Consider the following 19,133-nt stretch of genomic DNA (forward strand, 5'->3'; position numbering starts at 1 on the left):
GATAGCCATAGGCTATGAGTGGTGCATTTCGGGCATTGAGTGCGTTTCGTCACATCGTTCCAGGTGAGGGAGCTCACACGGTTTTCGGGAACTTCGCCTCTTGCGGCAGGGACCTTGGTCCCGAACCGGACCGGTGCCCCGGCAGCTTCACCACGGTCACGAAGAAGTCGTCGATCTGCCGCACCACCTCGATGAACCGCTCGAAGTCCACCGGCTTGGTGACGTAGGCGTTGGCATGCAGATCGTAGCTGCGCAGGATGTCCTCATCGGCCGCGGAGGTGGTGAGCACCACCACCGGGATGGAACGCAGCTCGGGGTCGGCCTTGACCTCGCTGAGCACCTCCCTGCCGTCCTTGCGGGGCAGGTTGAGGTCCAGCAGGATCAGATCCGGCCGGGGCGCGTCGGCATAGCGGCCCTCGCGGCGCAGGTAGGCCATGGCCTCCTCGCCGTCGCCCACCACGTTGAGGTTGTTGCGGACCTTGTTGTCCTCGAACGCCTCGCGGGTCAGCAGTACGTCCCCGGGATCGTCCTCGACCAGCAGCACCTCGATCGCGCCAGGATTGTCACCCATCGGCAGCGTCGTCGCCTTCCTCACTCTCGGTGTCGGCCCGCTCCTCGGTGTCCGCCTGCCGCACGGGCAGCGTCCAGCGGAAGGTGGTACCGGGCCCTTCGTGGCCGGGATCCAGCCAGATGCGGCCGCCGTGGAACTCCACGATCTTGCGGCACATGGCCAGCCCGATGCCGGTGCCACTGTAGGTGTCCTGGGGATGCAGCCGCTGGAAGATCATGAAGATCCGCTCGGCGTACTTGGGGTCGATGCCGATGCCGTTGTCCCGGCAGGCGAACTCCCACATGCCCGGATCGTCGGCCGACGGCTCGGCGGACAGGTGCACCCGCGGCGGATCCTCGCCGCGGAACTTGATGGCGTTGCCCACCAGGTTCTGCAGCAGCACCGCCAGCAGCGTCCGGTCGCCGGTCACCGTCGGCAGCGGGTCGGCGGTGACCTCGGCCCCGCTCTCCTCGATCGGATGCCCCAGGTCGTGCTTGGTCCGCTCCAGCAGGGCGCCCATGTCCACCGGCTCCACCTTGCGCTCCGAGCGGCCCACCCGCGACAGCATCAGCAGGTCGCTGATCAGCGCCTGCATGCGCTTGGCGCCGTCCACCGCGAAATCGATGTAGCGGCGGCCCCGCTCATCCAGCCGGTCGCCGTAGCGGCGCTCCAGCATCTGGCAGAAGCTGGCCACCTTGCGCAGCGGCTCCTGCAGGTCGTGGCTGGCGACATAGGCGAACTGCTCCAGCTCGGCGTTGGAGCGGCGCAGCTCGGCGGCCTGCGCGGCGACCATCTGCCGGGCCTCGGAGGCGGCCCGCCACTCCTGGACGATGCGGTGCCGCATCGAGTCCACGATGTCGGCCAGCTCCACGAAGTCGGCCGGGCCCGAGCCCCGCAGCGGATGGGCGAAGTCGCCCTGGGCGATCGCCCGCACCTGCTCGCTCAGCCGGTTCACCGGGCGCAGCACGGCCCACCGGATCAGCAGCGTGATGGCCGTAGAGCCCACCACGAACACCACGCCGGTGAGCGCCAGCCACAGGTACAGGGTGCGGGCCCGGTCGCGCAGCTGCTGGTCATAGGTGCCGTGCAGCCTCGTCAGCTCCCGCTGCGTGGCGGAGTTGGCGGCGTTGACCTGGCGGAACAGCATCCGCCCGGTCTCGTTGGAGTCCCGGGTCAGCTGCGCGCCCTCGGCCAGCGGGCCGGCGAACCGCTCCCGCCAGACGGCGATGGCGGCCACGGCCGCGTCCACCCGCCTGCGGGTCTCCTCCGCCCCGGGCACCGCGGCCAGCTGCCGGGTCATGGCGGCGGCGGCCTGGCGTTCGGCGGTCACCGCGTCCTTGTAGGCCTTCAGGTCGGCGTCCCTGCCGTGGCGGGCGTAGGCGCGGATGGCCGAGTCCTGCTCCTCCATCGCGGTGGTGAGCTGGAACTGCCGCAGCGCCGCCGGGTCGATCTGGTCGATGAGGATGGCCCGGGCCTGGTTGTAGCCCTGCAGCGCCAGCACCGCCAGCGTCACCGTGATCGCCATCAGCACCGTCAGCGCCGCCGCGGTGGTGTAGAACCACTGGCCCAGCCTGATCCGGCTCAGCCCGCGCAGCTGAGTGGGCGGCCGCAGCGGCGCCAGCTGCGGGGGCAGCGGCGAACTGGCGCTCATCGACCCGGCCGAGACCACCGGCTCGGGCAGCTCGGCGGGACGGGGCGCGGCGGTCACGTGCGCTCCCGGGTGGCCAGCAGCAGCACCGCCACGTCATCGGCCAGCGCCTCGCCGTTGAGCGCCTCGACCCGCGACACCAGCGTGTCGATCAGTGCGTCGCCGGAGGCGCCCTCCTGCACGGCGGTGCGTGCCAGGCCGACCAGGCCGTCGGTGCCCAGCCGGGCCGAGCCCTGCCCGATCCGGCCCTCGATCAGCCCGTCGGTGTAGAGCATCAGGCCCCAGGAGGCGCCCAGCTCGATGTCGATGCCGGGCCACAGGGTGCCGTCCACCAGGTCGACCGGCAGCCCCAGCGCGGGCCCGGCCGGCTCTTCGGGCGCCGCGTTCACCCCGGCCTCGTTCAGCAGCAGCGGCGCCGGGTGACCGGCCAGGTGCAGCCGGGCACTGCGCCGCGAAGGGGCGACGGTCACCATGCACACCGTGGTGAACAGCTCGTCGCTGCGCCGCTCGTGCACCAGCACGGTGTTGAGGATCGACAGCAGCTCCCCGCCGGTGTGCCCGGCCAGCACCAACGTGCGCCAGGCCATGCGCAGGCACACCCCCAGCGCCGCCTCGTCGGGGCCGTGCCCGCACACGTCCCCGATCATCAGGTGCACCGACCCGTCGGCGGTCTGCACCGTGTCGTAGAAGTCGCCGCCCAGCAGCGCCCGCCGCCGGCCGGGCCGGTAGCGGGCGTGGTGCACCAGCGAGTCGTCGTCGATCAGCGGGACCGGCAGCAGCCCCCGCTCCAGGCGGGCGTTCTCCCGGCTGACGATGCGGGCCTCCACCAGGCGCCGCTCGCTCTCCTCGGCCCGCTTGCGCTCGATGGCATACCGGATGGCGCGGGCCAGCAGCGGCCCGTCCACCTCCCCTTTGACCAGGTAGTCCTCGGCGCCCAGGGCGACCGCTCGCACTCCCAGGTGGGCGTCGGCCAGCCCGGTCAGCACCACCACCGCCGCCCGGCCGGTCAGCTTCAGCACCTCGCGCAGCAGGTCCAGCCCGCCGGCGTCGGGCAGCGTCATGTCGGCCAGCACGCAGTGGATCCGGCCCGTCATCCGGCGGCGGGCCTCCTCCAGCGTGCGGGCGTGCAGGATCTCCACATCCAGGCCGGACTCGGCGAGCAACTCCTCCACCAGGAACGCATCGCCCGGGTCGTCCTCGATGAGCAGCAGGCGGAGCCTGCCGTCGATCCCCGGCACTGCCGAGGTCGTGTGATCGCTGGTCGTGCTCACCAATGGCTTCCGGTTGGTCGGCGGGGGCAAGGGCCCGGGTTTAGGCTCGACATGGGCGGCTCTGATGGGGGTTGTGACAAGGCTCGGCGGAGGCGTCACCGACCACACGGTGATGGGCCGGACGACGATGCTGTCCCGCACCGGAGCCCGGCTCACGGGGCTGCGCCGGGGATGTCCCGTGCTCGCTCCGTACGCCCTGACCTTACAGTCTTCCTTCCAACGTGCGCATCCATCCGGGCCGGATCCGATCGTCCGGCGGCTGCGGAGAAGGGTTTTCGGGGGCCGCCACGCCCGGCCGGCCCTGGAAAACCGTTCGAGATCCCAGGGGAGAGCCGCCTAGGGTCGCCGTGTGCGAACCGCGCTGCCGGCACCCGACCCGGGTATTCCCGACCACCGCTCACCGGGACGGTACCTGTGGTGGCTGGCGCGGTTGCAGGCCGGGCCGCTGCTGCGCGGCATCGGATGGGGCGTCACCTGGATGGCCTGCATGGCCCTGGCCCCCGCCGCGATGGGCCGGGCGATCGACGAGGGCGTGCGGGGCAAGGACGCCGGTGCCCTGCTGCTGTGGTCGGGCGTGCTGCTTGGACTGGGCGCGCTGCAGGCGGTGAGCACTGCACGGCGGCACCGGCTGGCGACGCTCGTCCGGCTGGCCGCCGCTTACCGCACTGTCCAGGCGGTCACCCGGCAGGCCACCCGGCTGGGCGCCACGCTGTCGCGGCGGAGCGGGGCGGGCGAGGTCGTCAGTGTCGGGATCTATGACATCTCCCACATCGGCGATGTCATGGACGGTGTGATCCGCGGCACCGGTGCGGTGGCGGCCATCGTGGCGGTGCTGGTGCTGCTGGCGGCCGCATCCCCGCCGTCGGCCCTGGTCACGCTGGCCGGCATACCGGTGGTGCTGGCGGCCGGCGCCCTGCTGCTGCGTCCCCACCACCGCCACAGTGAGCGGCTGCGGGAGTTGGTCGGCGACCTCAACACCCGCGCCACCGACATCGTGGCGGGACTGCGGGTCCTGCGCGGCATCGGCGGTGAGGAGCTGTTCGCCGAGCGCTACCGGGCCCAGTCCCAGCGGGTCCGGCGCGCCGGGACGCGCCTGGCGCGCTCGGAGGCGCTGCTGGCCGGTGCCGAGGCGCTGCTGCCGGGACTGCTGGTCGCGGCCGTGGTCTGGCTGGGGGCCCGGACGGCGCCGGCGGGCTCGATCACCCCCGGCGAGCTGGTCACCTGCTATGGGTATGTGATTTTTCTGACCCTGCCGATGGCCACGCTCGGCGAAGTCGCCGACAAGATCACACGGGGGCGGGTGGCGGCCGCCCGGGTGGCGCGCTTCCTCGCGCTGGAACCGGAACTGCCCGGCTGCGGCACCGTCACTCCGCCCCCGCCGCTTCCGGGGACGCCGGCCGATCCGGGCAGCGGGTTCGTCGCCCGGGCCGGACGGCTGACCGCGCTGGCCGCCGCCGACCCGGCCGATGCCCGCGCCATCGCCGACCGCCTGGGCCGCTACACCGACAGCGAGGCCACCTACAACGGGGTGCCGCTGCGGGAAGTGGCCGGCCTGCGCGAGCGGATCATCGTCGCCGTCAACGAGGACGTCCTGCTGTCGGGCCGCCTGGCGGACGTGCTGGCCTGCGGGCGGCCCGGCGCGTCCGTCCGCGAGGCCGTCCACGCGGCCGCCGCCGAGGACATCGTCATGGCGGTGGGCCTGGACGCCCGCGTGGGGGAGGCCGGCCGGGAGTTCTCCGGCGGCCAGCGGCAGCGGCTGCTGCTGGCCCGGGCGCTGGCCGCCGACCCCGAGGTGCTGGTGCTGGTGGAGCCGACCAGCGCGGTGGACGCGCACACCGAGGCCCGCATCGCCGAGCGGCTGCGCCGGGCCCGGGCGGGCCGCACCACGGTGGTGTGCACCACCAGCCCGCTCATCCTCGACCGCGCCGACCATGTGGTCTTCGTCGCAGACGGCAGGGTCGTCGCAGAAGGACCCCACCGCGTGCTGCTGGCCGCCGAGCCGCGCTATGCCGCCGCCGTGGCCAGGGGGAGCGCCTTGGAGGCCTCTGATGGCCCTGCGCGGATCGGCGAGCAGGAAGGCGAAGGGCGATGAGCGCCGAGACCCTGCCGGTGGCCACGGCCGGCCAGGTGCGGGCGTACGCGTGGCGGCTGGTGCTACGGCACCCGCGGGCGCTGGCCCGGGTGCTGGTGCTGCACGCGCTGGCCGCGGTGGCCGGGCTGGTGGGGCCCTGGCTGCTGGGCGACCTGGTGCAAGGCATCGCCGACGGACACGCCGACGTCGACGGCGTCGCCCTGGCCATCGCCGGATTCGTGATCGCTCAGGGCGTGCTGATGTACCACGCCCACTACGCCGCCGCCCGGCTGGGCGAACGGGTCCTGGCCGAGCTGCGGGAGGAGTTCGTCGGCCGGGCCTTGCGGCTGCCGCTGTCGACGGTGGAACGCGCCGGCACCGGCGACCTGGTCAGCCGCGCCTCCCGGGATGTGGGCGGCCTGTCGGACGTGGTGCGCTTCGCCCTGCCGGAGACGATGACCTCACTGGTCCTCGTGGTGTTCACGGTCGGCGCGCTGGTCCTGGTGGGGCCGCTGCTGATGCTGCCGTGCCTGCTGGGCGTCCCGCTGATCTGGGCGGTCACCCGCTGGTACCTGCCGCGCGCCCGCACCGCCTACGTGCGGGAGAACCAGGCGTGGGCGCACCTTGCCGGTGGTCTGGCCGAGACCGTCGCCGCCGCCCGCACCGTCGAGGCGCTGGGCCTGCAACGGCAGCGGCACCGGCGTGTCGACGCCGACATCGCCGCTAGCTGGGAACGCGAGCGCCGCACCCTCCGGCTGCGCCTGGTGTACTACCCGGTGATCGAGCTGAGCTTCACCGTGCAGACCGCCGCCGCCTTGCTGATCGGCGGGCTCTACCACCTCCACGGCTGGGCGTCGCCGGCCCAGGTGACCGCCGCCGTCCTGTACGTCCGGCAGCTCGCCGACCCGGTGGACCAGATCCTCAGCCGGCTGGACAGCCTCCAGCTCGGCGGCGCCTCCCTGGCCCGGCTGCTGGGCGTGGCGCACGTCCCGCCCGACCGGATCCCCACCGCCGGGCGTCCCCCGCTGGACGGCGAGCCCTCCCTGGCCGCCTGTGACGTCCGCTACGCCTACCGCGCGGACCGGGACGTGCTGCACGGGGTGGACCTGGTGCTGCGCCCGGGAGAGCGGCTGGCGGTGGTCGGGCCGAGCGGGGCGGGCAAGTCCACTCTGGGGCTGCTGCTGGCCGGCGTTCACACCCCTCGCACCGGCACGGTGACGGTCGGTACGGACGGCCTCCGGGTGCCGTTGGTGGAGCTGCCGTTGGAGGAGCTGCGCGGCCAGGTCGCCCTGGTCACCCAGGAGCACCACGTCTTCTACGGCACGGTGCGCGACAACCTGCTGCTGGCCCGTCCCGACGCCACCGACGAGCAGGCGCGTGCCGCGCTGGAGGCGGTCGAATGGGACGGCCCCGGCCTGGACGCCGTGGTGGGCTCCGGCGGGCGGGCGCTGTCCCCGGCGCAGGTCCAGCAGCTCGCGCTGGCCCGGCTGGTGCTGGCCGACCCGCACACCCTGGTGCTGGACGAGGCCACCTCGCTGCTGCACCCGCGGGCGGCCCGCAGGCTGGAGCGGTCACTGGCGGCGGTGCTGGAGGGCCGCACGGTGGTGGCCATCGCGCACCGCCTGCACACCGCCCACGACGCCGACCGGGTGGCGGTGATGGAGGACGGCCGCATCAGCGAACTCGGCTCCCACCAAGAGCTGATCAAGGCCGGCGGCCGGTATGCCGCCCTGTGGCGCTCCTGGCACGGCACCTGACCGCCGGCCCGGTTCAGCCCAGGTGGGTCTTGAGGAACTCCACCTGCAGCTTCAGCAGGTTCTCGGCGACGACCTCCTGCGGGGTCATGTGGGTCACCCCCGACAGCGGCAGCACGCTGTGCGGCCGGCCGGCCGCCAGCAGCGCCGACGACAGGCGCAGCGTGTGGGCGGCCACCACGTTGTCGTCGGCCAGGCCGTGGATGAGCAGCAGCGGACGCTCCAGCTTGGCGGCGTCCTCGATCAGGCTGTTGCGCCGGTAGTTGTCCGGCTCCTCATCGGGGTGGCCCAGGTAACGCTCGGTGTAGTGGGTGTCGTACAGCCGCCAGTCGGTCACCGGGGCGCCGGCGACCGCCGCGTGGAAGACGTCCGGGCGGCGCAGCACCGCCAGCGCCGCCAGCCAGCCGCCGAACGACCAGCCGCGGATGCCCACCCGGCTCAGGTCGAGGGCGTCCGGGAAGTTGCGGGCGGCCTCCTGCAGGGCGGTGATCTGGTCTTCCAGCACCGGCCCGGCGAAGTCGCCGTGCACCGCGCGCTCCCAGGCCGGGCCGCGGCCCGGAGTGCCCCGGCCGTCGGCGATGACCACCGCGAACCCCTGGTCGGCCAGCCACTGGGCCTCGTTGTAGGCGCGCCGCACCGCCAGCACCCGCTGGGCGTGCGGGCCGCCGTAGGGGTCCATCAGCACCGGCAGCCTGCCGTCGGCGGCCTTCCAGCCGGTGGGCAGCACCACCGCGGTGCGGATCCGCCGTTCGCCGGCGTGCAGCAGGCGCACCGACGGCGTGATCACCGGGGTCTCCGCCCGGGAGGCGATCTGGTGCTCGCCGCCCGGGGTGATCACGCGCACCTCCACCCCGTCCCGGTCCAGCCGGGAGGCGGTCAGCACGGTCACCTTCCCCGCCCGGGCGCCGCCGAACACCCCCTGCCCTTCGCTGAGCCGGGTCAGCTCACCCGGCGCATACGACCACACGTGCACCTCGGTCGGCTCCTCGGAGGCGGTGAACAGCACCGCATCGCCGTCCACCCCCAGCACCGACCGCACCTGCAGGCCCGGCGGGGTGACCGGGACGCCGTCCACGGTCAGCCGCCGGGTGTCGGTGTCGGCATCCTCCACCGTCCACACCAGGGCGCCGCCACTGGTGCGGGCCGGCAGGCCGCGGACGATCTCCAGCCACACCGGGTCGTGGGACACGTGCAATACCGAGGTGGCGCCGTCGGCGGGGGAGACCTGAAGCACCCGCATGACCCGCTGGTCGCGGGACTGGACGACGATCAGCGGCCCGTGCCGGTCCCAGCCGGCGGTGACCAGGTAGGGGAACTCGGCGCGGTCCCACACCACGGGCGTGCGGCCGCCGTCCACGCCGATCACATACAGCGACACATAGGCGTTGGGGGTGCCCGCCGCCGGGTAGGCGATCTCGGTGGCCGGGCGCTGCGGGTTGGCGGGGTCGGCGATGTGCCAGCGCGTCACCGGGGTCTCATCCACCCGCGCCACCAGCAGCGACTCCCCGTCCGGCGCCCACCAGTGGCCGCGGGTGCGGCCCATCTCCTCGGCGGCGATGAACTCGGCCAGCCCGTAGGAGACCTGCTCGCTTTCCGGGCGCACCAGCGCCCGGTCGCCGGTGCCGTCCATCTCCACCACGCGCAGCGTCCGCCCGGACACATACGCCACCCGGCGCCCGGTCGGGTCCGGGCGCGGGTCGAACACCGGCGTGGCCGTCTCCAGCGTCCGCACCGCGGCCTCCCGCAGATCGGCCACCATCAACCGGCCGTCCAGCGTGAACGCCGCCCTGCGCACCTCGCGGTCGGTGGCGTACCCGACGATCCCGCCGGCCTGCTCGCGGACGCGCTCGCGGCGGGCCCGCTCCTCGGGAGGAAGATCCTCCTGGCCGGAAGAGGCCAGCGCCGCCGGGTCGGCCACCAGGCGTTCCTCACCGCCGCCCAACTCCAGCGTCCACAGGCAGGTGACCGGGTCGGTGCCCGACTTGGTGCGCAGGAACGCCAGGCGGGAGCCGTCCGGGGCGATGCGGAAATCGCGGGGAACTCCCAGGGTGAACCGGCGGGTGCGGGCGCTTTGCCGCGGGTAGCTCGTGGTCATGCCCCCGAGTCTGCCAGCCCGAGTTCGCCTCATGCGGTGGCCGGGCGCCGTGCGCTCTGGCAAGGTTGAGAAAGTTCACCTTTCCCTTGCCGTCGGCCATGCCGATCGGAAAGCGCCGCGTGGGCGGGTACCGTGAGAGATCGCCCCCGGGGTGAACGTTATGCAATCGATCCACACCCGCCCCTTGACGGGCAGGCGGGTGGGCGGCCTCTCCGGTAGTTTCGGAGACTCCCGCCCCTTGGCCCCCGTGTAGCAGGAGTGTCGATGCCGGAGCTGCAGTCGAGTGATCCGCGGCGCCTGGGTTCCTACCAGATTCTGGAACGTCTCGGCGAGGGCGGCCAGGGTGTCGTCTACTTGGGGCAGGACGCCGAAGGCAACAAGGTCGCCATCAAGCTGCTGCGCGGCGACCTGACCGAGGACGCCTCGGCCCGCAGCCGGTTCGTGCGCGAGGCGCAGGCCGCCAAGCAGGTCGCCCGGTTCTGCACCGCGCAGGTGCTGGAGATCGACCTGGAGGGCGACCGGCCCTACATCGTCAGCGAGTTCGTGCCCGGCCCCTCCCTGCAGAAGCTGGTCACCGAGCAGGGGCCGCGCACCGGGGCGGCGCTGGACCGGCTGGCCATCGGCACCATGACCGCGCTGGTGGCCATCCACCAGGCCGGCATCGTGCACCGCGACTTCAAGCCGCACAACGTGCTGATGGCCCCCGACGGCCCCCGCGTGATCGACTTCGGCATCGCCCGGGCCCTGGACGCCGGCTCCACCAACAGCACCAAGGCCATCGGCACCCCCGCCTACATGGCGCCCGAGCAGGTGATGGGCGCCCAGCTGACCGAGGCGGTGGACATCTTCTCCTGGGCCTCGACGATGGTGTTCGCCGCCACCGGGCGGCCCCCGTTCGGCCAGGACAGCATCCACGCCGTCATCAACCGGCTGCTGAACGAGCCCCCGAACCTGGAGGGGGTGCCCGACGACCTGCGCGAGCTGCTCCGCGAGTGCCTGGCCAAGGACCCCAAGGCCCGTCCCACCTCCCAGGCGCTGATGATGCGGCTGATCGGCGGCGGTGGCGGCGGCGCCGCCCAGCTGCCGCTGCCGGGGCCGGCCGACGGCGCGACCGTGCTGGACGGCTCGGCGGCCGGCGAGGCCACCCGCGTCGCCGAGGCGCAGACGGCGGCGATGAACCCGCTGCCGCCCGGCGGTGAGATCCCCACCACGGTGCTGGCGGAGGGCCAGCAGATGGCGGCCAGGTCCACCGACCCCGGGCGGACCCGGGTGGCCGGCCCGATGGGCATCCCCCCGGCGGGCCCCTCCGGCCCCCCGCCCCACGGCCCGGTGAGCGGCACGCTGCCGGGCGTGCCCGGTTACCCGCCCCCGCCGGGACGGCGCGGGGTGCCGCCGGGTGAGGACCGCTCCAAGAGCCCGCTGCTGCTGGCGGTGGCGGCGGTGGCCGGGGTGCTGGTACTCATCGGCGCGCTGGCGTACGCGGCGAGCCGGGGGGACGACCCGGCCGACCCGAACCCCTCTCCCACGGCCGAGCAGACCGTCGACGACGACGCCGGCGAGGAGCGGCCGCAGGACGACTCGCAGCAGACCGAGCCGCCGCAGGAGACCTACCAGCCCCAGCCGCGTCCCCGGCGCACCGAGCGGCAGCAGCCCCCGCCCCCCTCCGAGCCGTCCCAGCCGCCGGCCACCCAGCCCCCGCCCACCCAGCCGCCCGGCGGCGACGGCGGTGACGGCGGTCCCGGCGGCGGTGATGAGGGCCCCGGCGGTGACGGCGGTCCCGGTGGCGACGGCGGCCCCGACGGCGGTGGCGGCGACGGCGGCGGTGACTCCGGCGGCGGTGGCGGCCCCGGCGGCGGCCCCGGGGGCGGAGGTCCCGGCGGGGGCGGCGGCCCCGGTATGGGCACCGGCCAGCAGATCATTCCGGCGCCCTGAGTATGGTCGGCCTATGAGTGACACGGACCGGCGGATCCTGTTCGTCCACGCCCATCCGGATGACGAATCGATCAGCACCGGCGCGACCATGGCGAAGTACGCCGCCGAGGGCGCCCATGTCTGCCTGGTGACCTGCACGCTGGGCGAAGAAGGCGAGATCATCCCCGAGGAGCTGCGTCACCTCGCCTCCGACAAGGAGGACCGGCTCGGCGAGTTCCGGATCGGCGAACTGAAGGAGGCCTGCGCGGCGCTCGGCGTCACCGACCACCGCTTCCTGGGCGGCGCCGGCCGCTGGCGGGACTCGGGCATGATGGGCGCCCCGTCCAACGACCATCCCCGCTGCTTTTGGCGGGCGGACGTGGAGGAGGCCGCCAGGCTGCTCGCCGAGATCATCCGCGAGGTGCGCCCGCAGGTGATCGTCACCTACGACGAGCACGGCCACTACGGGCACCCCGACCACATCCAGGCCCACCGGGTGACGGTGCGGGCGCGTGAGCTGGCCGCCGACCCCGCCCACGGCGAGGGCGAGCCCTGGTCGGCCGCCAAGCTCTACGCCACCGCCACGCCGCGCACGGTGCTGGCCCGGTCGATCGCGCTGATGCGCGACTCCCGCCACCCCTTCGAACGGGTCTCCAGCATCGACCAGCTCGGCTACGGGGTGCCCGACGACCAGGTCACCACGGTGGTGGATGCCCGCGCCCACCTGCCGGCCAAGCTGGCGGCGCTGCGCGCCCACCGCACCCAGGTCGTGGTGGCCTCCGAAGGGCCGTTCTTCGCGCTGTCCAACAACATCGGGCAGCAGGCGTTCGGCGCCGAGTACTACACCCTGCTGGACGGGCCGCGCGGCCCGGCGGTGGCCGACGGACGCGAAAGCGGGCTGTTTTCGGGGCTGCCCGGCCTGGAGTAGGCCGGCGACGGGGAACGGGCGGCCCGAACCGAATGGATAACCTCAGTGGCTGTGGACAACGACCAGGACACCGGAGTGCCGCTGACCGGGGACGGCGGCACCCCGGTCCTGCCCGGTGGGCCTTCGCCCGAGGACTTCCCGGCCGTTGCGAAAGCGAACCCGCCGGCCGCGCCGCCGCCCGATGAAGGGGCGCTGCGGGCCTTCGTCGTCGGCGGCGCCTATGGGCTGCTGGCGCTGCTGGGTCTGGCCATGGGATGCATCGGCTCCCTGCACTACCGGTGGAGCGCCGGGCCGGTCCCGGTGGCGGCGATCGTGCTGGTGGCGCTGAACTTCGCGGTGCCCTGGCTGGTCGGCTGGGGGATGCGCGCCAAGTCGGCCGCGGCGGTCCCCTGGGTGACCTGGATGGCCGTGGTGATCGCCGCCTCCAGCCCGCGCGCTGAAGGCGACCTGCTCATCACCGGGGACCTGCCCGGCTACCTGTTCATGATCGGCGGCATGGTCACCGGCGGCCTGGCCGTGGCGCTCACCCGGTCCGCCGGAGTGCCCGGAGCCTGGCTGCTGGGCCCCGGCGTGACCCGTGACCGGACCTGACCTGCGGTACCTTCCGGGCGCCTGGGTAGTGTCTGGGGCATTGTGAGCGAAGAGCGTCTTTTGCAGCCGTCCGACCAGTCCGCCGTCCAGCTGGACCCCCGCGAGTTCCGCCGGGTGCTCGGCCGGTTCGCCACCGGGGTGGCGATCGTCTCCACGGTGGCCGATGGCGTGGACTACGCCATGACCATCAACGCCTTCACCTCGGTCTCCCTGGACCCGCTGCTGGTGCTGTTCTGCGCGGACAAGAACGCCCGCCTGCACGGGGCGGTGCTGAAATCCGGCCGGTGGGCGGTGTCGGTGCTGCCCGAGAGCGCCCGGGACCTTTCTGAGTGGTTCGCGACCCGGGGCCGGCCGCTGGACGGCAGGCTGGGCGGCCACCCGTTCACCCGGGGCGAGCACACCGGGGCGGCGATCTTCACCGAGGCGCTGGCGGCGCTGGAGTGCCGCACTCACGCCGTGCACGACGGCGGCGACCACAGCATCGTGGTCGGCCGGGTCCTGGCGGCGTCCACCCCCGCCCCCCAGCACCGTCCCCTGCTGTATTTCGAGGGCCGCTACCGCACCCTGGCCTAGCCTCCCGCGGGACCTGCGGATTCGCATGCCGTCGTCCTTCGCGGGAGGGAAAACGGTCTCCTCCTCGCGAAGAGGGGATATCCCTCCGCACGGAGGGTGACATTTCCTGCCGTCTCCAGGAGAGTCACTTTCCGACCTCGCGTTCGACGAGAGGACGGAGCAGTGAACCTTTTCCGGCACCCTGGGCACGGAAACCTCGGCGGCACTCGGTCCCATACCGCGGCCGGGCCATGGCAGCGTCCCCGGCGCACCCGTTCCGGCCTGCGGAAACGGCGTGCTGAAAAAGGTTCGGTGAAAAAGCGGCTGGCGGCGTTCGGGATCGCGGCCGCCGGGGCGGGCGTGCTGATCGTGACACCGGCCTCCGCCGCGAGCACCGCGGCCGGGCTCGACCCGGCGAAACTGCAGGCCGCCATGGACGGGGTGCACCGGGCGGGCATGCCGGGCCTGTACGCCCAGGTGCGCGACGGCGGCCGGGTGTGGCGCGGGGCCTCCGGGGTCGCCGACGTCCGGACCGGCCGTCCCGTCACGCCCCACATGCGCCAGCGCGTCGGCAGCATCACCAAGACCTTCACCGCCGCCGCCGTCCTGCAACAGGCCGAACGGGGCAGGATCCGGCTCGACGACCCCATCGGCCGCTACCTGCCGCACCTGGTGCCCGGTGAACGCGGCCGGCGCATCACCGTCCGGATGCTGCTCAACCACACCAGCGGAATCGCCGACTACATCCCCTACGCCTTCCCCTCCCTGCTGCAGGGGTCGCCCCGCAGCCTGGAGGACAACCGGTTCCGCCGGTTCCGCCCGGCCGAGCTGATCAGGATGGGGCTGGCCGCGCCCGCCACCGGCCGGCCCGGTGAACTGCCCGGGTCCTACTCCAACACCAACTACGTCATCCTCGGGCAGCTGCTGGAACGGGTGACCGGCACCCCGGCCGAAAAGCACATCACCCGCAACGTCATCGAACGCGCCGGGCTCAAGCACACCGCGTTCCCGGCCGGCCCCCGCATCAAAGGGCCGCATCCGCGGATGTACGAGGCGATGTACGGCCTGATCGACCCGCCGCGCGACTACAGCGTCTACGACATGTCCTGGGTGGGCACGGCGGGCGCCGTGGTGTCGACCATGGACGATCTCAACCGCTTTTACGCCGCCCTGCTGAACGGCAAGATCATCAGCAGGGCGTCGCTGGCGCAGATGCAGCGCACGGTGCCGGTCGGCGTCGGCGGCGGGACCATGGACTACGGCCTCGGCCTGTATGCGGTCCACACGCCTTGCGGCGTCTTCTGGGGGCACGACGGCGTGGTCTGGGGAGCGGGAGCGCAGTCGCTGATCCGCGCCGACGGCGGACGGCAGGTCTCCTACGCGGTGAACCTCACCAAGTACAACCGGCCGGACTCCTCGGGGAACCTGCAACCCCACCCCATCGACGAGGCGTTCGGGCCGTTCCTGCAGCTGGCCCTCTGCGGGGACCGGCAGGCCCAGGTCACCTTCGCCCGGCGGCCTGTGACACCGATGCCCTTGATGGGCGTGCCGGCCCTGCGTTGAGCGGGCCTCCCCGTTCCTCGGAAAAGAGCGCCCGGGGCCAGGTGCCCCGGGCGCCCGAGCGGGGAGCGATCAAAACTCGCGCAGTGCGATCTCCAGCCGGTCCAGCGCCCAGTCCAGGTCCTCCCTGCTGATCACCAGCGGCGGGGCCAGCCGCAGCGTGGTCTCGTGAGTCTCCTTGGCCAGCACGCCCAGCTCCAGCAGCCGCTCACTGACCGGGCGGGCCTTGCCGTTCAGCTCCACCCCGGCCCACAGCCCGCGTCCGCGCACCTCGCGGACGACGTCGCCGGGCAGCGCGCTCAGCCGCCGGTGCATGTGCTCACCCAGCGTCCGCGACCGCTCCTGGTACTCGCCGGTGCGCAGCATCGCGATCACCTCGCGTCCCACCGCGCAGGCCAGCGGGTTGCCCCCGAACGTCGAGCCGTGCTGGCCGGGCTTGAACACCCCCAGCACATCGGCGTCGGCGACCACCGCCGACACCGGCAGGATGCCGCCGCCCAGCGCCTTGCCCAGCACGTACACATCGGGGACGACACCCTCGTGCTCGACGGCGAACGTGGCGCCGGTGCGGCCCAGCCCGGACTGGATCTCGTCGGCGATCATCAACGCGCCGTGCTCGGTGCACAGCCGGCGCACCGCCGTCAAAAACCCCCTGGGCGGCACGATCACCCCGGCCTCGCCCTGGATCGGCTCGACCAGCACCCCCACGGTGTTCTCGTCCATCGCCGCCGCCAGCGCCTGCGCATCCCCGTACGGGACGATGCGGAAGCCGGGGGTGTAGGGACCGTAGGAGTTACGGGCGTCCGGGTCGGTGGAGAAGCTGATGATCGTGGTGGTCCGGCCGTGGAAGTTGCCCTCGAAGGTGATGATGTTGGCCCGGTCGGCCGGCACGCCCTTGACCTCGTAACCCCACTTGCGCGCGGTCTTGAGGGCGGTCTCGACGGCCTCGGCGCCGCTGTTCATCGGCAGCACCATCTCCTTGCCGGCCAGCTCGGCCAGCTCGGCGACGAACGGCCCGAACTGGTCGTGGTCGAAGGCCCGGCTGACCAGGGTGACCCGCTCCAGCTGCCGCCGCGCGGCGGCGATCAGCCGGGGGTGGCGGTGCCCGAAGTTGACCGCCGAGTAGGCGGCCAGCATGTCCAGCAGGCGCCGTCCTTCGACATCGGTCACCCAGGCGCCCTCGGCCTCGGCGATCACGACCGGGAGCGGATGGTAGTTGTGGGCGCTGTGCTCGTCGGACAGTGCGCGCAGCTGTTCGGTTCGCGTCGTCACGATGCTCCTTCGGCGGTCCGCCGACCTTTAGATGACCGTGGCCGGAGTCGCCCGCACCGGGGATCGGCCCGGCGCAGGCCGGGAAGGCGAGGTGGCCGCCTCCCCTGCGTCCAGCGTATGTTCGAAGCAGACAGCGGAGACAGTCACAAAACCGACTTCAGAGGGTGCGTTCGTTGCGTCTTGACGAGCTTGACCGCAGGATCGTTGCGCAGCTGATGGAGAACGCCCGGGCCTCCTACGCCCAGATCGGCGACGCCATCGGGCTGTCGGCGCCCGCGGTCAAACGCCGCGTCGACCGGCTGCGCGAGGAGGGCGTCATCACCGGCTTCGCCGCGGTGGTCGACCCGGCGGCGCTGGGCTGGACCACCGAGGCGTTCATCGAGATCTTCTACGACGGCGCCCGCTCCCCTGAGGAGACCTACGAGAGCGTCCGCAAGTATCCGGAGGTCATCGCCGCCTACACCATCACCGGCGAGGCCGACGCCCTGATCCACCTGCGGGCCCGCGACATCAGTCACCTGGAGGAGACCCTGGAGCGCCTGCGCCGCGAACCCAACATCGCCCAGACCAAGACCTCGATCGTGCTGTCCCGCCTGATCGGCCGCCCCACCGACGGCCCGGGTACTTAGGGACGCGCGGCGCTGGTGCTCCGGATGTGGCGAAGGGCGGATGCGCACCGGCACCGTCGTCTGAAACGCAAAGCCGGCGTCCGCCTCCACCGAGGATGACCTGTAACCGGACACCGATACGGGGTTGAGAACTGCGCCGCGGATCGTTCTCCGCACAGGCCAGGGGGCGGGTTCCGGGCGCTTGGTTACCAAACGGTAGGCTCCCTGGCATGGAGTTCGCGACCGCCGACCTGATCGACGAATTCGACGCCGAGCTGGCCAGCTGCGAGACCCAGTTCCGGCAGTACGGTGCGCGCACCGCCTTCGCCGGCCCGATCGCCACCATCCGCTGCCACCGCGACAACGCACTGGTCAAGAAGCTGCTGAACACCCCCGGCGAGGGCCGGGTGCTGGTGGTGGACGGCGGCGGCTCCCTGGCCTCGGCCCTGATGGGCGACCTGATCGCCGCCTCCGCGGTCGAGCAGGGCTGGTCCGGCGTGGTGATCAACGGCGCGGTCCGCGACGTGGCGACCCTGCGCACCCTGAACCTGGGCATCAAAGCCCTGGGCTCCAACCCCCGCAAGAGCGCCAAGGAAGGCGTCGGCGAGGTCGACGTCCCCGTCACCTTCGGCGGCGTGGAGTTCCGCCCCGGCCACTGGCTCTACAGCGACGAGGACGGCATCGTAGTGGCTTCCCGCCGCCTCATCTGATCCACTCAAAAGTTGTGGAAACGCTACGGAAAAGCTTCCCGCTGGAGCCAAAACTAATCCTGTAGCTTGATCTTTGTTAATGCTCTGGGGTTGCGAAGGCTTGAGCGCGGACGAATGTCGATCTGTGCTAATAAGGAGAGCAGGCGGGCGCGAGTTGAGTCAGCGTGCTGAAGGTGACGAAGAACCTCGGAGGGAGTCTCGTCCTTCGCACCTCACTGCCCCTTCTGTTCCTTGCTCTCTGAAGTAAGAAAACTTTTGGATTCCAGCAGGTGACCAACCAGAATTGGTCACCTGCTTTCCTATCGCCATCTCTAGGAGTTTCTCGCTCTAGAAATCTGGCAGGCGCTGTTCTCTTTGGAGTGTTTGGTTTGCGGGGGATTAATTGAACATTTTTAGCTGCTTGGTGAGAATCTCAGTGGCCCGTTTGGCGATCGGGTCTCCGGACTTTCCGGGCTCTCTTCGTTCTGAGTAGTAAGTGCAAACAAGAACGTTTCCGCGCACTGCGTAGTCGTACATCATGAAGTAGACATTGTATCGGGTCATTGAGCGGGGAACCTCGCGGCGTTCGTGACCACGTAGGTACTGCCAGCCTTCAATTGTGCCTTCTTTGGTCTGCCAAGTGTCTTTGTGTGGAAGTATGGTGGTCCCTTCGGTGGTCCTTCTAGGAGGAACGTCTTGCTTGGGAGGGCAGGACCGTGCCTTTATCTGTATTTTTTGAAAGGCTTTATGTGCTCCTTGTGGGGCATTGTATCGAGCGATTAGCTGGATGTAGTGGGTTTCGGTAGGGGGGTGCCCACTTTTGATGAACTGACGGGTGATTACTTCCGGCTCTCCTGGGAGTTCAACCTCCGACATTGAACAAGAAGCAACCTTTCCTTCCTTCACTCCCAAGAATTTAACTTTAATCTCTCGCAGGCCCTCCGTCACTTCTTTTGGGGGGATTAGGTTTTCTTTGATGTGTTTCAAAGAGTAGTTCGGGGCGGGGGGAGATGTTGTTGTAGATCTTCCTGGTGTAGGAGTAGCTGTAGCTGCTTTGGGGGGATCTGTGTCACTGCTGCAGCTAGCTAGTGCAATGCAGGAAGCGCAAATAATGGCAAAGGTGCCGTGAGGTTTGATTGGGATGTTTGTGAGCGAAAGATGCTTCATGGTCGACTGTTGGTCTGGATCTCGCTGACCACATAGGGGTATGGGGCTGATATCATGGATAGGTCTTCTAGAGTTCCATAATTGTCATCGCAGTCACTGCCTACGCAGTACCACTCGACTCCCCAGACGATTGTTGCGGTGACCTTATAGGTCCCACCGGGAACGCTTGTGGATGCTCGGTTATAAGTGTGACTGCAACTCAGGCTTCCTGCGCTGCCTGCTCCATTGCAGGTGATGCTTTTATCGCCAAGATTCCAAACTACATACTTCGGGGTGGCAACCGCCCATACTTGCTGGTCGCCGTCCCCAATACGAGGAGTCTCGACGGAGTGAAAATTCTCTACCCAAAGGCTAGTGCGGAGACCTACGTAGGTTTTGTCTCTCGGTGCGGTATGTACTAGGGGCACTGGAAGATTGGCTCGGGAGCGAGCAACCTCTGCCCAGTAAATTGTCGGCAGCGGCTCTG

14 protein-coding genes are annotated in these 19,133 nt (G+C 71.2%); 9 read left to right on the forward strand and 5 right to left on the reverse strand.

Going from position 1 to position 19,133, the window contains the following annotated elements; translation table 11 throughout:
• Window positions 1-73: 73 nt before the first annotated feature.
• The 3 genes from TCUR_RS05550 to TCUR_RS05560 are packed head-to-tail and all read right to left on the reverse strand — an operon-like array spanning window position 74 to window position 3,469.
• Window positions 74-571, reverse strand: a complete 498-nt coding sequence (locus TCUR_RS05550) for a response regulator (protein ID WP_012851493.1) — start codon at window positions 569-571, stop codon at window positions 74-76.
• Entirely contained in the window at window positions 564-2,258 is a 1,695-nt protein-coding gene (locus TCUR_RS05555; RefSeq protein ID WP_012851494.1) for a sensor histidine kinase, read from the reverse strand. Before TCUR_RS05555 ends, TCUR_RS05550 begins: the two co-directional genes overlap by 8 nt.
• Window positions 2,255-3,469, reverse strand: a complete 1,215-nt coding sequence (locus TCUR_RS05560; protein WP_169312999.1) for a PP2C family protein-serine/threonine phosphatase — start codon at window positions 3,467-3,469, stop codon at window positions 2,255-2,257. The genes TCUR_RS05555 and TCUR_RS05560 overlap by 4 nt, the downstream gene beginning before the upstream one ends.
• A 349-nt stretch (window positions 3,470-3,818) precedes the next feature.
• On the opposite strand from TCUR_RS05560, the gene TCUR_RS05565 reads away from it, so the two are divergent.
• Together TCUR_RS05565 and TCUR_RS05570 are read left to right on the forward strand one after the other, a co-directional pair.
• A complete protein-coding gene (locus TCUR_RS05565) occupies window positions 3,819-5,561 on the forward strand; it encodes an ABC transporter transmembrane domain-containing protein (RefSeq protein WP_012851496.1) in 1,743 nt (580 codons plus the stop codon).
• Window positions 5,558-7,297 (forward strand): ABC transporter ATP-binding protein, encoded by a 1,740-nt coding sequence (locus tag TCUR_RS05570; protein ID WP_012851497.1) that lies wholly within the window; start codon window positions 5,558-5,560, stop codon window positions 7,295-7,297. The genes TCUR_RS05565 and TCUR_RS05570 overlap by 4 nt, the downstream gene beginning before the upstream one ends.
• 13 nt (window positions 7,298-7,310) lie before the next feature.
• On the opposite strand, the gene TCUR_RS05575 is transcribed toward TCUR_RS05570, so the two are convergent.
• On the reverse strand, window positions 7,311-9,389 hold the full coding sequence (locus tag TCUR_RS05575; protein ID WP_012851498.1) for a S9 family peptidase: 2,079 nt from the start codon (window positions 9,387-9,389) through the stop codon (window positions 7,311-7,313).
• Window positions 9,390-9,653: 264 nt separating this feature from the next.
• Here TCUR_RS05575 and TCUR_RS05580 point away from each other — a divergent pair, with 264 nt between their 5' ends.
• The 5 genes from TCUR_RS05580 (at window position 9,654) to TCUR_RS05600 (ending at window position 14,934) form a co-directional block, all read left to right on the forward strand.
• On the forward strand, window positions 9,654-11,321 hold the full coding sequence (locus TCUR_RS05580) for a serine/threonine-protein kinase (protein ID WP_012851499.1): 1,668 nt from the start codon (window positions 9,654-9,656) through the stop codon (window positions 11,319-11,321).
• A 13-nt stretch (window positions 11,322-11,334) separates the two neighbouring features.
• Complete coding sequence (gene mshB / locus TCUR_RS05585; RefSeq protein ID WP_012851500.1) at window positions 11,335-12,228, forward strand: N-acetyl-1-D-myo-inositol-2-amino-2-deoxy-alpha-D-glucopyranoside deacetylase; 894 nt, start codon at window positions 11,335-11,337, stop codon at window positions 12,226-12,228.
• Between the two features lie 51 nt (window positions 12,229-12,279).
• Window positions 12,280-12,819, forward strand: a complete 540-nt coding sequence (locus TCUR_RS05590; RefSeq protein ID WP_041439338.1) for a hypothetical protein — start codon at window positions 12,280-12,282, stop codon at window positions 12,817-12,819.
• Between the two features lie 42 nt (window positions 12,820-12,861).
• Window positions 12,862-13,392, forward strand: coding sequence for a flavin reductase family protein (locus TCUR_RS05595; protein ID WP_245536991.1), 531 nt, complete (start codon window positions 12,862-12,864; stop codon window positions 13,390-13,392).
• Between the two features lie 291 nt (window positions 13,393-13,683).
• Complete coding sequence (locus TCUR_RS05600; protein WP_245536992.1) at window positions 13,684-14,934, forward strand: serine hydrolase domain-containing protein; 1,251 nt, start codon at window positions 13,684-13,686, stop codon at window positions 14,932-14,934.
• Window positions 14,935-15,003: 69 nt separating this feature from the next.
• Here TCUR_RS05600 and rocD read toward each other — a convergent pair whose 3' ends face one another.
• Window positions 15,004-16,203, reverse strand: a complete 1,200-nt coding sequence (rocD, locus tag TCUR_RS05605; protein ID WP_012851504.1) for an ornithine--oxo-acid transaminase — start codon at window positions 16,201-16,203, stop codon at window positions 15,004-15,006.
• Window positions 16,204-16,376: 173 nt separating this feature from the next.
• Between rocD and TCUR_RS05610 the strand changes: the two genes are divergently transcribed.
• Together TCUR_RS05610 and rraA are read left to right on the forward strand one after the other, a co-directional pair.
• On the forward strand, window positions 16,377-16,832 hold the full coding sequence (locus TCUR_RS05610; RefSeq protein ID WP_012851505.1) for an Lrp/AsnC family transcriptional regulator: 456 nt from the start codon (window positions 16,377-16,379) through the stop codon (window positions 16,830-16,832).
• 209 nt (window positions 16,833-17,041) lie between these two features.
• Window positions 17,042-17,521, forward strand: coding sequence for a ribonuclease E activity regulator RraA (gene rraA, locus TCUR_RS05615; RefSeq protein ID WP_012851506.1), 480 nt, complete (start codon window positions 17,042-17,044; stop codon window positions 17,519-17,521).
• Window positions 17,522-19,133: the final 1,612 nt, after the last annotated feature.

It is taken from the genome of Thermomonospora curvata DSM 43183 (assembly GCF_000024385.1).
Taxonomy (GTDB): Bacteria; Actinomycetota; Actinomycetes; order Streptosporangiales; family Streptosporangiaceae; genus Thermomonospora; species Thermomonospora curvata.

Excerpts from the sequence above, each read along its gene's own strand:
- TCUR_RS05575 (WP_012851498.1), bottom strand. The coding sequence starts at position 9,389 with ATGACCACGAGCTACCCGCGGCAAAGCGCCCGCACCCGCCGGTTCACC.
- TCUR_RS05580 (WP_012851499.1), top strand. The coding sequence starts at position 9,654 with ATGCCGGAGCTGCAGTCGAGTGATCCGCGGCGCCTGGGTTCCTACCAG.
- rraA (WP_012851506.1), top strand. The coding sequence starts at position 17,042 with ATGGAGTTCGCGACCGCCGACCTGATCGACGAATTCGACGCCGAGCTG.
- TCUR_RS05550 (WP_012851493.1), bottom strand. The coding sequence starts at position 571 with ATGGGTGACAATCCTGGCGCGATCGAGGTGCTGCTGGTCGAGGACGAT.
- TCUR_RS05570 (WP_012851497.1), top strand. The coding sequence starts at position 5,558 with ATGAGCGCCGAGACCCTGCCGGTGGCCACGGCCGGCCAGGTGCGGGCG.
- mshB (WP_012851500.1), top strand. The coding sequence starts at position 11,335 with ATGAGTGACACGGACCGGCGGATCCTGTTCGTCCACGCCCATCCGGAT.